Annotated in this window: 2 protein-coding genes; both read left to right on the forward strand. The window is 71.5% G+C overall.

Features of this window, described 5'->3' with window-relative positions; all coding sequences use genetic code 11:
- The first annotated feature begins 51 nt into the window (after positions 1-51).
- Positions 52-12,318: a tetratricopeptide repeat protein gene (locus tag JRI60_RS19105; protein WP_204227293.1), complete on the forward strand. Its 12,267-nt coding sequence runs from the start codon at positions 52-54 to the stop codon at positions 12,316-12,318.
- 157 nt (positions 12,319-12,475) lie between these two features.
- Entirely contained in the window at positions 12,476-14,551 is a 2,076-nt protein-coding gene (gltJ, locus tag JRI60_RS19110) for an adventurous gliding motility protein GltJ (protein ID WP_204227294.1), read from the forward strand.
- Positions 14,552-14,730 lie beyond the last annotated feature (179 nt).

Raw genomic sequence — 14,730 nt, forward strand, 5'->3', positions numbered from 1 at the left:
GCTGTAGAGTCCCGCTCTCCGCCCCCTTTCTTTTCGCGAGGCCCGCCTTACATGGACCAGCCGAACCTCCGTCGACCCGCCGAGCGTGTCGTTTCCGACCGGCCTTTCGCCGAAGCGGAAGCCGCACTCGAGAAGGCAGGCCGAGTCGAGGACCTCATCCGTCTCTACGAGGGACGCGCGCGGGAGACTCCCGCTGCCGAGGCGACGCGGGTACTGGTTCGCGCGGCACAGCTCTCCTACGAGCGGTTGCGCAACCCGGCCCGCTCGGAAGAGCTGCTGCGGCGCGCGCTGCTGATCGCCGAGGACGTGCGCCCCGTGTTGCGCGGGCTGAGGACCGTCTACGAGGCGCGCCAGGACATGGCCGGGCTCGTCGACGTGCTGGAGCGGCTGGGCTCCATGACGCAGGGGGAGGAGGCCGCATCCTCCTTCATGAAGGCGGCCAACCTCCACGAGCAGAAGCTGTTCCGGCGCGATCGCGCGGTGCTGTGCTTGCAGCGGGCCGCTCGCGTGAAGCCGGAGCGCGCCACCTTCAAGCGCGCGCGCCAGCTGCTCCTGTCCGAGGAGCGCTTCCAGCCCGTCTTCGAGTCGCTGGAGCGCGAGCGCGCCACGCTCGGTGGTGAGGGGATGGTGGAGGAGTACGTCACCTTCGCCGAGCGGTTGGTGGAGGACCCCACCGAGCACGTGCTCGCCCAGCAGGCGCTGGCCGTGGTGCGGGAGCTGGATCCGCGGAACGCGCGGGCGGAGAAGGCCACGCAGACGCTGCAGCGCTTCGAGCAGGCGTGGCGCGAGCGTGCCCGCATGCTGCGCGGCATGTCCCTGGAGGAGCGCGATCGCAAGAGCGCGGCGCGGCTGTCCCTCCTGGTGGCCAAGCTGCACGCCTGGTACGAGCCGGCCGCGGTGGACAAGGTGAAGGAGGCGCTGGACCGCTGCTTCCTGCTGTGGCCCGGCATGCCCGAGGCCCTCAACCTCATCGAGCGCGTGGCCGAGCGCAATGGGGACTTCACTCCGGCGCAGGCGTGGATCGAGACGCTGGCGAACGAGGCCCGGGAGCGCAACGCCCAGGTGGACCTGTGGCTGCGGCTGGGCACGCTGCGCCTCACGCGGCTGAATGACGCGGCCGGGGCGCTCGCCGCCTTCGAGAAGGCCGTGTCGGTGGATCCGGCCCGCGCGGACGTGGCGAGCCTCGGCGCGGAGCTGCTGCTGGAGCAGGGCCGTGGGGCGGAAGCGCTCGCCATGCTGGAGCGCTACCTCGGCACGGTGAAGGACCGCGTGACGCAGGTGGCCCTGCGGCTGCGCCTGGCGGACCTCTGCCTGCATCAGAAGGACGGTGACGCGGCGAAGGTGCACCTCGAGGCGGCCCTCAAGGTGGATCCGGCCAATGCGCTCGCGGCCTTCCAGCTCGTCCGGCTGATGGCGGAGGAGGAGAACTTCGAGGGGCTGGAGCCGCTGCTGGATCTGGCTCTGCTCGCCCCGCGCCCGCGCGCCGAGCGCGTGGCCTTCTGCGAGGGACTCGCGCTCCTCTACGAGGAGGCGGACAACGCGCGTGGCGCCTTCGAGGTGCTGGCTCGCGCCCTGGCGTTGGATCCCACCCGGCCCCTGCTGCTGGACGCCGTGGTGGAGCATGCGAGCAAGGCCCACGCGGAGCCCGCGCTCGCGGTGGCGCTGCGGCGGGCGGCCCAGGTCGCCCCTCCCGAGGCGTCCCTCCCGCTCTGGCGGTACCTCGCGCAGCTGCTGCAGGGCGCGCTGGCGGATCCCGCGGGCGCCGAGGCGGCCTGGCGGGAGGTGCTCGCGCGCGCTCCGGGTGACAGCGCCGCGCAGGAGGCGGTGAAGTCGCTCCGGGGCGCCGCCGCGCTCGCGGATGATCCGAAGGTGCGCCTGGAAGGGGAGATCGCCCGGCGCGAGGCCACTGGTGCGTCTCCGGCGGAGCTGGAGCCGATGGTGCGCGAGCTGGTGAAGCTCTCCCCGGAGGACGCTGGTCCCGTGCGGCGCCTGCAGGCGGTGTGCGTGGCGCTGTCGAAGTTCGAGGAGGCCGCGGCGCTGGCCGGCAAGCTGGCGAAGCTGGCCGAGACGCAGGTGGAGCGCACCGACTGGGCGGGGCGTCAGGCCCGTCTGTACGCCGAGCGCCTGAACCGTCCGCAGGAGGCCGCGGGCCTCTTCCTGCAGTTGCTCGCGGAGAACGTCTCCACGGGCGTGGTGCTGGGCGGGCTCGAGCGGCTCGCGGCGGCTGGAGTGCGCACGGCGGAGATCGCCGAGGCGCTCGCCAGTCACTACGGCCGCAACGGTGACCACCAGCGCCAGGTGACCGCGATGCTGCAGCAGCTCGAGGCCACCCAGGACGCGGCGGTGCGCCAGCGGCTGTACGGGCAGATCGCCGGCATCCACGAGAAGCAGCTCGCCGACGGCCGGGCCGCCTTCGATCTGCGCATGAAGGCCATTCGCGAGGCCCCCGCGGACGAGGTGAACCGCGCCGAGGCGGCGCGTCTGGCGCACGACCTGTCGGCCCACGCCGAGCTGGTGCGCGTGCTGAAGGCGCTGGCCACGGAGGCGGAGGCGCCGGCGCTCGCGGTGCAGTTGCTCTCCGAGGCCTCGAAGCTGGCCGACGACTCCGGGGCGCTCCCGGAGGCCATCAGCTCGCTGGAGGTCGCGCTGCAGCGGGTGCCCGAGTCGCCCGAGGTCCTCAGCCGGCTCATCAAGCTGTACGGCAAGGCGGGGCGCGCGGCGGACGCGGACGCGCTGCTGCGCAAGCTCATCCTGACGGCCACGAAGGCGGAGAAGGTGGAGCTGCAGATGCAGCTCGTGGAGCTCAACGCCGAGCTGGGCCGTCCGTTGCAGGCCGCCGAGGCACTCCAGGCCGCCATCCACTCGGGCGCGGACGAGGTGCGTCACCTGCCTCGCCTGGCCGACCTGTACGAGAAGGCCGGCCGCAAGCGCGAGCTGGGCGAGGTGCTGGCGCGGCAGATCGCGCTCGCGGAGGACGCGGGCGACCTGGATCGCGTGGCGCGGCTGACGCTCAAGCGCTCGCAGGTGCTGCAGGACTCGTCGGGTGACCGCACGGACGTGGTGCGCAGCTTCGCGGACATCCTCCGCCAGCGCCCCTCCGACACGGATGCCCGTGCCGCGCTCGAGGGGATGCTCGCCGATGGCAACGCGCGCGAGGAGGCCGCGAGGGCCCTCATTCCCGCCTACGAGGCCACCAAGGATCACCGCAAGCTGGTGGCCGCGCTGGACGTGCTCGCCGAGGTGGCGCGTGATGACGCAGCCCGGGTGCTGGCGCTCCGCCAGGCCGCCCAGGTGCACCTGACGCAGCTGCGCCAGCCCGAGCTGGCCTTCGCCTCGCTCGCCCGGGCCCTGCGCCTGGCTCCGGGGGATCTCCCCCTGCGCGCCGCCGCGCGCCAGGCCGCCGAGGACGCGGACTCGCTGGATGCCTTCGCGGAGATCCTCATCGAGCTGACGGAGGAGGGGAGCACGGGTTCCGCCCGGGCCGGACTCCTGCGCGAGCTGGCCGAGGTCCAGGAGAAGAAGCTCGACGATCGGGATGCCGCGGTGAAGTCGCTGCGCGCCCTGCTGCAGCTGGAGCCGGGCAACCTCGACTGCCTGCGCGCGTTGCAGCGCCTGCACCGCGCGGGCGAGGAGTGGGCCGCGCTCGCCGAGGTGCTGGAGAAGCTCGCCGCCGCCGCGGCCGAGCCGGCCGAGCAGCTCGCGTACCTGCGCGAGGCCGCCCTGCTGCACGAGTCGAAGCTGTCCGACAAGGAGAGCGCCGCCGCCGCGTGGCGCGCCATCGCCGAGCGGGAGCCACTCCAGCGCGAGGCCGCCACTTCGCTGGATCGCCTCTACAACGAGCTCAATCATCCGAAGGAGCTGGCATGGGCGCTCGGCCTGCGGCGCACGCAGGAGGGACAGAGCCCGCAGGGCCGTGAGGTCTCCTTCCGCCTCGCCGAGCTGCTGCGCACCCGGCTGGACGACCCCAACGCGGCGTTGCAGCTCTACCAGGGCATCCTCTCCGAGGACCCCGGCCACCCCGGCTCGCGCTCGGCGCTCGAGGAGTGGGTGAAGGCCGCCGTGCCGATGAGCGCGGGGGCGCTGGAGGTGTTGGATCCGGTGCTGGCGCGGCTGGGAGACCACCAGCGCCGCGTGGCGCTGCGCGAGGCGCGCATGGACTCCGCGCTCAGCACGGAGAAGGCGCAGCTCGCCGCGGACATCCGCCGCATCTACGAGCGGGACATGCAGCAGCCGTCGCTCGCCTTCATGGCGGCGGTGAAGTCCTTCTCGCTGGGGTTGGATCGCGAGGGCTTGCAGTCGGAGCTGGAGCGGCTCGCGCGCGAGACGGGCTCGCACGAGATGCTGGCCGAGCTGTACGAGGAGGCCGCCTCGGATCTGCCCGAGGGTGACGCGTCGGCGGTCGGGCTGCTGCGGCGGTCCGCGGAGCTGCGCGAGCAGCTCGGCCAGACGGAAGAGGCCACCAGCGTCTGGAAGAAGATCCTCGAGGACGCGCCGCAGGACCGGCAGGCGCTCGAGGCCCTGTCGCGCCTGTACGAGCGGGGGCAGAACGCCAAGAACCTCTCCGAGGTCTACGCCACCCAGTCGACGCTGGCCAAGGATCCCGAGGAGCGACGCGCCCTGCTGGTGAAGGCGGGCGAGTCCTTCGCCGCCGCGGGCGATGACGCGAAGGCGATCGAGACGTGGCGCTCGGCGCTGGCCATCCGCAAGGCGGCCGACGGCCTGCTCGCGCTGGACAAGCTGTTCGCCAAGACCCGGCGCTTCGTGGAGCAGGCGGACGTGCTGCACCAGCTCTCCGAGCTCGCCACGGACGTCGAGTCCCGCCGCGGCTTCATCCTGCGCCGGGCGCAGCTGCTGGAGAAGGAGGGCAGCCACGCCGAGGCGCTGAGCGCGTACCGCGCGCTGATGGGGCTGGCCCCGGGAGATCCGCAGGCCGTCGCCGGTCTGGAGCGCATGCTCCAGGTCGATGCGCAGCGGGTGGAGGCGGCGCGGTTGTTGGAGCCCGTCTACCGCGGCCTCAACGACACCCGGAAGCTGGTGGAAGTGCTGGAGGTGCTGATGCCGGGCACGGTGCCCGCGCAGAAGCTGGAGCGCATCCAGGAGATCGCCACCCTGCGCGAGGCGCTCGGGCAGACGTCGCTCGCCTTCGCCGCGCGCCTGCGTGCCTTCAACGAGTCCCCGCAGGACGACGGCGTGCTCGATGACCTGGAGCGGCTCGCGGCCGACTCCGGCTCCTTCGAGGAGGTCGCGGCGGCGTACGAGGATCAGCTCGATCGCGGCGCCACCGAGCCCCTGGCGGGCGATCTGTGGCGGCGGCTCGCGGGCATCTACGACGGGCGCCTCAAGCGCTACGACCTGGCGGTGCGCGCGCTGGAGGAGGTCAGCCGGCGCGATCCGCAGAACAAGCAGGTGTTGGAGTCCATCGCCCGCGTGCACCGTCGCACGGGCGCGAACCGCGAGCTGGCGCTGGTGATGCGCCGGCAGGTAGCGGCCGAGGCGTCCGTCAGCACCCAGGTGAACGTGCTCTTCGAGCTGGCGCACCTCGCGGAGGAGACGCTCTCCGACAAGGCGCTCGCGGCGCAGACGTACCGGGATATCCTCGAGCGCCGGCCCGAGGACGCCAACGCGCTCAAGCTGCTCGGCCGCGTGCTGACGCAGATGGAGCGCTGGCCGGAGCTGGCGCAGCACATCGAGCGGGAGATCCAGCTCACCGACGCGCGCAACGCCCAGGAGGAGGGGAGTGACCTGCGCGTGCGCCTGGGCCGCCTGAAGTTCAGCCGCCTGGACGATCCGCGCGGAGCGCTGGCGCTCTTCCAGGAGGTGCTGCGCCGCCGGGCCGGACACGCCGGCGCGGTGGGTGCGCTGGAGGAGATGGCACGCTCGGACAGCCCGTTGCGCGGCCAGGCCGCCCTGGCGCTGGAGCCGGTGTTCGCGGCGGTGGGAGACCACCTCAAGCAGGTGCAGATGCTGGAGTCGCGCATCTCCGCCGAGCCGGTGCCCCAGGAGCGCGCGGCGCTGCTGCGCCGCATCGCGGAGACGTACGCGGGCCCGCTGGAGAACGCGGAGATGGCGTTCCTCTCCGCCACGCGCGCGCTGCGCGAGCAGCCGGATGACGCGCGTACGCTCGAGCTGTGCCTCTCGCTGGTGGACAAGGCGGGGGCCGCCGAGGAGTTCGCGGCCGTCCTCTCCGAGATCGCTCCCCGGGCGTCGGACAATGCCCGCGCCGAGCTGTACCGGGCGCTCGCGAAGCTGCAGGCGCGCCTGGGCGAGGACGACGAGGCGTTGGCCTCGTGGCGCAGGGTGCTGACGCTGCGGCCCACGGACACGGACGCGCTCGACAGCGTGGCGCGGCTGGTGGCCGATTCGGGCACGCCGCAGGAGCTGCTGGAGGTGCTGCGCCGCCAGCTGGCGAGCGCCGAGGAGCCGGCCCGCCGCGCCTCCGTGCTGCTGCAGATCGCCGTGCTCCAGGAGGAGAAGCTGCAGGATGGGCTGGGCGCACTGGCCACCCTGCGGCGCCTGCTGGACGTGAAGCCGGACGACACCGCCGCGCTGACGCGGATGGACGGCCTGTGCCAGAAGCTGGAGCGCTGGCCGGAGCTGGCGGACGTGCTGTCGCGCCGCATCGCGCTCGTGTCGCCGGAGGAGGGGCTGGAGCCGAAGTTCCGCCTCGCGGTGGTGCGCGAGACGAAGCTGCTGGACAAGGCGGGAGCGCTGGCGCTCTACGGCGAGGTGCTCTCGCTGCAGCCCAACCACGCGGGCGCGGTGGGCCGCCTGGAGGCGCTGGTGGCCCGCGAGCCGCAGAACCTGCTCGCGGTGGAGACACTGCTGCGCGCCTTCCGGGCGAGCGGTGACGTGGCGCGGCTCGCGTCGCTCATCGAGACGCGGGTAGGCGTGTCGCCGGACGCGCACGAGCGCAAGACGCTGCTGAGCGAGCTGGCCACGCTGCGCGAGAGCCAGGGCGAGCCGGAGCTCACCTTCCTGGCGCTCTTCCGGGCCTTCAAGGAGGACCCGAACGATGGCGAGCTGCGCCATCGGCTGGAGAACGCCACGGACGCGGCCGGCTCGTACGACGAGCTGGTGGTGGTCTACGAGGAGTCCCTGCCGCGCGTGGCGGAGGCGTCCGAGGCGGCGGAGATGTGCCTGAAGCTGGGCCAGCTCTTCGAGTCGCGGCTGCAGGAGCCCGAGCGCGCCGTCATCTACTACGAGCGCGCGCGCACGCTGGATCCGACGTCGCAGCAGAAGTCGCTGATCGCGCTGGATCGGCTGTACGTCGCGCTGGAGGCGTGGCCGGAGCTGGCCGACGTGCTGGAGGCGCTGGCCTCCACGGCGGAGGAGACGGCGGACAAGGTGGGCTTCCTGTTCCGCCTGGGCCAGCTCGTCCAGGAGAAGCTGGACAACATGGACCGCGCGGCCTCCGCGTTCGAGCAGGTGCTGGCGCTGGAGCCCGGGCACCTCGCCTCGGCGCGGTTGCTGGAGACCATCTACGACTCGGCCGGCGCGCACGACAAGCTGTACAACATCCTCAAGCTGCAGGCCGAGCGCGTCACCGGTCCGGAGCGCGAGCGCGTCCTCACGCGCATGGCGCAGGTGTCCGCCGAGGGGCTGGAGGACATCGACCGCTCCATCGAGCTGTACCGCGAGCTGCTGGCGAAGAACGCGCGCAACGAGCAGGCGTTCACCGCGTTGGAGTCCCTCTACGAGAAGTCGGGCCGCCACGAGGAGCTGCGCAAGCTGCTGGCCGATCGGCTGGCGCAGACGCTGGATCCGCGCGAGGTGGTGCGGCTCAACGAGCGGTTGGGCCGGGTGCTGTACCGGTTGCTGAAGCAGCCCGAGGCGGCGGTGGCCTACCTCAAGGCCGCGCTGGAGCGCGACGCACGGCACCGGGGCGTGCTGGACACCCTGCGCGAGCTCTACGAGGAGACGGGGCAGGCGGAGGAGCTGGTGGGCGTCTTGCGGCGGCTCGTCCCGCTGCAGGACTCGGCCGAGGGCGTGAAGGCGCTGCGCCTGCGGCTGGCCGAGGTGCTCGCGGGCGTGAGCCGTCGCGAGGAGGCCCTGGACGCGGCCCGCCGCGCGCTGGAGGTGGAGCCGCACGCGGTGGCGGATCTGGATCGCGTGCACGCGCTCTTCCTCTCGCTGCGGGCCTACAACGACGCGGTGCGCGCGCTCGAGCTGAAGGTGCAGGTGCACCAGCAGGCCGAGGAGCGTGACCAGGCGGTGGCCACGTGGTTCGCGGTGGCGGACCTGTGGTCCGGCGTGGGCAACAAGCCCGAGCTGGCCGCTGGCGCGCTGGAGAAGGTGCTGGAGCTCGACCCCGCCAACCGCACGGCCTACGAGCGCGTCTGCGAGCTGTACCGTGGGAACAACGACTGGCGGGCCTACGCGCAGGTGGTGGATCGCTACCTGCCGCACCTCGTCACCGAAGAGGAGAAGCTGGCCACCCTCAAGGAGCTGGCGAGGGTGCAGGAGCAGCGGCTCGGCCAGAAGGACGTGGCCTTCCTGGCGCTCTGCCGCGCGCTGCAGATCGACGCGGCGGACGACACGCTGCGCGAGGAAGTGGAGCGGCTCGCCGACGAGACGGGCTCGCACGAGGAGCTCGCCGCCGTCTACGAGGAGGTGGCGGACAATCTGCCTCGGGGTCCGCTGGCCGAGCGGATGTACGCCACGCTGGCGCGCGTCCACGACCTGAAGCTGGACGACGCGACGGCGGCCGAGGGCGCACTGCGGAAGATCCTCGAGTTCGACCCGACGAACGTCACGGCGCTCGACGGGCTGGCGGGGATGTTCCAGCGGCGTGGCCGCGACCGCGAGTACGTGGTGGCGCTGGAGCAGAAGATCGAGGCCGCCGGTTCCATCGAGGCGCGCAAGGCCATCCTGCGGGAGATCGCCCGCGTCTGGGACGAGCGCCACGATGATCCGGTGGAGGCCGCGGGCGCGCTGCTGCGTGCGCTGGACCTGGAGCCGGACGCGGAGACGCTGGGCGTCCTCACCGACCTCTACCGCCGCCAGAAGTCGTGGCCGGACGTGGCGGCCACGCTGCTCCGGGCGCGAGACTTGGCGTCCACGGTGGAGGAGCGGGCGCGCATCCAGGTGGAGGTGGCGGGCGTCTACGAGCGCGACATCGGCGATGACGAGGCCGCGGTGGTCGCGTACCGGCAGGCGCTGGAGTTCGAGCCGTACAACCGTGAGGCGCTGGATGCGCTGGAGCGGTTGCACACGCGGCTGGATCAACCGGCGGAGCTGCTCGCCACCTACGAGCGCATGCTCGAGGTCATCACCGACTACCGCGAGCGGGTGCGCGTGCTGTTCCGCTGCGCGAGCATCTGGGAGGACAAGTACCAGAACCCGGCCAACGCGGACGCCTTCATCGAGGGCGTGCTGGCCATCGATCCGCAGAACCTGCAGGCCATCAAGGCGCTGATCCGCCTGCGGCGCATGCAGGGGCGGTGGGAGGACCTGGTCCAGGCCTACGAGCGGCAGCTGCAGCTGGCCACGTCGCCGCAGGAGCAGGCCGAGCTGTACGTGGAGATCGGCAACGTCTACCACCAGCAGCTCAAGCAGGTGGACCGGGCGGTGAACACCTACAGCTACGCGCTGGAGGTGGATCCGGGGAGCCGGCCCGCGCTGCACGCGCTCGGCAAGCTGTACGAGCGCAGCGGCAACTGGCCCTTCGCCCTGGAGATGCTGGCGCGCGAGGCGCAGATCGCCGGCTACGCGCCCGACGCGGTGGAGCTGCACTTCCGCATGGGCAAGATGAACGAGGACATGCTGATGGACACGGGCAGCGCCCGGTCTTGCTACCAGCAGGCCCTCGCGATCGACCCGGGCCACCTGCCCAGCATCCGCGCCCTCAAGGGCATCCAGGAGCAGGAGAAGGACTGGGGCGGCTACGAGCAGACGCTCCTCCAGGAGGCGCAGCAGACCGAGGACAGCGAGGCCAAGACGCGCGCGCTGCTCGAGGTGGCGCGCTACAACGCCGAGACGAAGGGCGATCCGGACACGGCCACGGCCTACTTCGAGGAAGCCCTGAAGTACTCGCCGGAGAGCCTGGAGGCGGCGCGTCCGCTCGCGGACGTCTACAGCGCGCGCGAGGACTGGGTGACGGCCGAGCGGATGCTCGACATCGTCGTGCGCAAGATGGCGGAGAAGGCCATCGCGGAGAAGGACCCCGCGCTCACCGCGGATCTCTGCCGGCAGCTGTACCGGCAGGGCTACGTGGCGGACAAGCTGGGCAAGCGCGACAAGGCGCTCGATGCCTACGAGAAGGCGTACGGCCTCGATGCCACCTACCTCCCGGCGCTCGAGGGCTACGGCCACCTGCTGGTGCACGCGAAGCGGTACGAGGACGCGCTGCGCATCTTCCAGACGATCCTCATCCACCACCGCGAAGAGCTCACCGACATGGAGGTGGTGGAGGTCTACTGGCAGCAGGGTGACATCTACGCGAAGCTGAACCAGGCGGACCGCGCGCAGAACCACTTCGAGAAGGCGCTGGCCATCGACTCCAACCACGAGGCGTCCTTGCGTGCGTTGGTGGCGCTGATGGACAAGGCCGGCAAGTGGGAGCGGGCCGCCGACCACCGCTTGCAGCTGGCCAACGTGCTGGAGGGCGAGGCGAAGGCGAGCGTCTTCCTCGAGCTGGGCCAGTTGGCGCGCGAGAAGCTGAAGGATCCGTACCAGGCCATCGACGCGTACACCGGGGCGCTCAAGCTGCAGCCGGAGTCGCCCGAGGTGCTGGACGCGCTCTACGTGCTGTTGCGCGAGACGCGCCAGGGCCAGAAGGCCGCTGACATGCTGGAGCGGATGTTGAGGCTGCCCGCGCTGGCCGCCGAGCCGAACAAGGCCAAGCGGGTGTGGTTCGCGCTCGGCGAGCTGCGCCGGGACGAGCTGCGCGACGTGGAGGGCGCGGCCGTGGCCTTCAACACGGCGCTGGACCTGGACCACCGCTTCGTCGAGGCCTTCAGTGCCCTCGAGGCGATGCTGGGCGGCGCGGGCCAGTGGAAGTCGCTGGAGGAGAACTACGCGAAGATGCTCGGGCGCATGCCGAAGACGCCCGACACGCACGGGGCGCGCATGGCGCTGTGGCGGGCGCTGGGCGACCTGTACCGCCAGGTGCTCAAGAACCAGGAGGGCGCGGTGGCGGCCTACGGTGTCGTCGCCAAGGGCCTCCCGGACGACGCGCAGGTGCAGGAGATCTACGCCGAGCTGGCGGCGGCCTCTCCGGGCAAGGAGGACGAGGCCATCGCCGCGCTCCGCCGCGCCCTGCCGAACACGAACGAGGCGCGCAAGGTGGTCTCGCAGCTGGTGCGCCTGTCCGCGCTGCGCAAGGACTACGACGGCGCGTGGATGGCCGCGCAGGCGGTGTCGGGCCTGCTCGGTGAGGCGGGGGATGACGAGAAGGAGATCCTCACCAAGCTGGGGCCCTACGCGAAGCGCAAGGAAGTGGCCCAGCGGCCGCTGCCGGACCGGATGTGGCAGACGCACCTGCTGCACCCCAAGCTGCGCGGGCCGTTCACCGAGCTGATGGGGCTGCTCTTCGAGCAGGTGGGGCACCTGTACGCGGTGCCTCACCAGAACTACCAGATCGTCCCGAAGAAGCACCGCATCGACCTGGCGAGCGCGCAGGAGTACCACGTGCAGCACTACCGGTACGTGGCGCGCCTCTTCGGGCTGGACGCGGTGGAGCTGTACTCGCCGCACCTGGTGGTCCGCCGCGAGAACATGGCGAAGCGCTCCAACGATCCGGCGCCGGATCCGCTCGTGAACGTGGAGGTGCTGCAGACGCACCCGGCCTGCGTGCGCGCGGGTGGGCGCTTCTTCGCGGAGCAGGGACAGAAGGAGGCGTACTACCTGCTCGGGCGGACGCTCGCGCTGGTGCGCCCGGAGCTGGCCTTCAGCCAGCGGCTGGCCCCGGAGCGGCTCGAGGCCGTGGTGCAGGCCGCGCTCAGCCTGGTGGTGCCCAACCTGCGCTTCACGGTGGATCCGCGCATGGTGGACGCCGAGCGCCGGGTGTTGGAGAAGAGCATCGGCGAGCCGGGTCGTGCGGCCCTGGCCAAGGTGGCACGGGTCTACCTGCCCACGGCCACGCCCGCAGATGTGCGCCAGTACCTGGAGGGGGCGGAGCTGACGGCGGCGCGAGCCGGCCTCTTCGCCGCGAGCGAGTGCGAACCCGTCAAGCGCATGGTGATGGGGGAGACGGGCTCGGCCTTCCGGGTGGTGCCGAAGGCGAAGTTGAAGGAGCTGCTGCTGTTCGCCACGTCCGACGAGCTCCGCGAGCTGCGTGTCGCGGTGGGTACGGACGTGGAGGTGCAGGTAAGGAAGTAGATGTGCGGCTTGAGGGCAAGTGGAGACCCGAAACGGGGATCCACACGTTGAAAGAAGCAGCCGGGCGGGCAGGGTTCGCGTCCTTGACCCCCCCGGATGCCACCTCTACGATTCCGGCGGGTTTTCTCCCGTCATTTCTGAGGGTTTGCGGGGAACGATGCGTTTCGTCTGCGATAGCTGCCGCGCGCAGTACATGATCAGCGACGACAAGGTTGGCGCGAAGGGCGTCAAGGTTCGTTGCAAGAAGTGCGGCTACAACATCGTGGTTCGTCCAGCCGGCTCGGCGCCGGCGAAGGACGAGGAGACCGAGGCCGCCAACGGCAACGGTACGGCCACGTCACAGGGTCAATCGAACAACGACAGCTTCGGGCTGCCCGCGTCGCTGGGCACGCCTCCCGAGGGCGGCATCTTCAGCGGTGTCGAGGATGACGAGCTGGGCGCCGTGTTCGATCAGGTGCTCAACTCCGGATCTCACAGGATTCCGGCGGGCGAGGCGGTCGGAGACGGCCCGGCCCAGCTGGACGCGTCGGCGCTGTCCGACGCGGGCGAGACGGTGCGCAAGCTGGCGGAGGCCGAGGCGGGTAGCGCGAAGCCCGCGGCCGCGCACGAGTGGTTCGTCGCCATCGACGAGAAGCAGGTGGGCCCGCTGTCGCTCGAGAAGGTGAAGGACCACTGGGAGAAGGGCGAGGTCGGTCCGGACAGCCTGTGCTGGCGCGCGGGCTTCAGCGACTGGATTCCGCTCTCGGAGGCCTCGGAGCTGGCGTCGGTGTTGGCGCCGCGTCCGACCAAGGCGGTCATCGTGGAGCCGGCGCCGGTGGCGTCTTCCTCGTCTGCGGCTTCCGGACCGGTGGAGTCCGCCTTCAGCGCGGGTGGTCCCTCGAAGGGGGCGAAGGCCAACACGCCGGCACCGGTGGGTCCGTCCGCGCAGGAGTCGGGCTGGAAGCCGTCGGCCGCGAGCGTGCTCGCCTCGCTGGTGAAGGAGGAGAACGAGGCGCTGACGAAGCCAGCGGCCAAGGCGCCCGTGGAGGAGAAGGCGAAGCCCGTGGTCTCGGGGCTGCTCGACGTGCCTCCGCCGGAGTCCGCGCCCGTGGCGGCGCCGAGCCCCATGATGGCCGAGCCGCCCGCCCCGGCGTCGCCGTACCTGCCGCCTCCGCCGGCACCGGCCTATGCGCAGCCGCCTCCGCAGGCCTATGCACAGCCGTACGCCGCGCCCCCGGGGCCGCAGTATGCGCCGCCGGCGGGGTACCCTGGCTATCCGCCGCCGGCCGCACAGGCGCCGAAGCAGGGCGGCAAGATGGGGTTGATCATCGGCGTGGCCGTGGGCGTGCTGCTGGTGGGCGGCGGCGCGGGGTTCTACTTCGCGACGAAGTCCTCGGGGCAGACGGAGACGCCGCCCGCGACGACGCAGCAGGCCGTGGCGCAGGCGCCGGCGACGGCCCAGCCGAAGCCGGCGGATCTGCCGCCCATGCCGCCTCCTCCGGCGGCGGTGGCTCAGAACACCGCGGGCACGCCCGCGGGGGCCGCGACGCAGCCGGCGACGGCTCAGCCCGCCACGACCCCGCCGCCCGCGCCGGCGGTTGCGGCGGCGAACCCTGGGACGGCACCGGCCGCGAACCCGCCGGCCCCGACGCAGCCCGCGCAGACCGAGCCCGTGAAGCCTTCCGAGCCTCAGCAGGTGGCCCGTGCGGAGGTGCCGGATCGCGGTGGCGCCAAGCGTGGCACCGCGCGTCCCGCGTCGAGCCGTCCCGCGTCGAACGACGATGACGAGGAGACGATCACGGCTTCGCGCGGCAGTACCGCCAGCAAGCCGGCGGCGCGCCCGTCGGGTGATGCGGACGACGAGTTCGATGAGCTCTTCGGGACGAAGAAGCCCGGCAAGACGGAGAGTGCGTCCGGTCGCAACGCGCCCACGGCCTACATCCCGCCGGAGCCTGGCGGTGGTGCGACGCTCGAGAAGCTGGGTCAGTCGGACATCATGCAGGTGGTGTTGGCCAACAAGCCGGCCATCGTGAAGTGCGTGAACGAGCAGAAGAAGAAGGATCCAGGTCTGAGCGGCAAGCTGGTGATGCGCTGGATCATCCAGACGAACGGGAAGACGAAGAACGTGTCTTGCCAGACTTCTGAGTTCCGCTCGACTTACATGGCGACCTGCATTTCCGGGCTGATCAAGGGCTGGACCTTCCCGAAGCACAAGGTGCAGGGCGACTCGATCGACTTCCCGTTCACCTTCTAATAGTCAAGGAGAAGGACAGTCACGCAGGTCACAATCCTATCGCGTGACTGTCCGACCCGAGGCGACAGAATTTCCCTGAAGAAGGATGCGTCATGAGTTCGTGTCGACATTGGTTGACACGTCTTGAGCGCCGGGACTAAAGCCGCGCGCTGCGGGACGGAGGGGGGCTGGAGTGTGGG

It is taken from the genome of Archangium violaceum (genome assembly GCF_016887565.1).
GTDB lineage: Bacteria > Myxococcota > Myxococcia > Myxococcales > Myxococcaceae > Archangium > Archangium violaceum_B.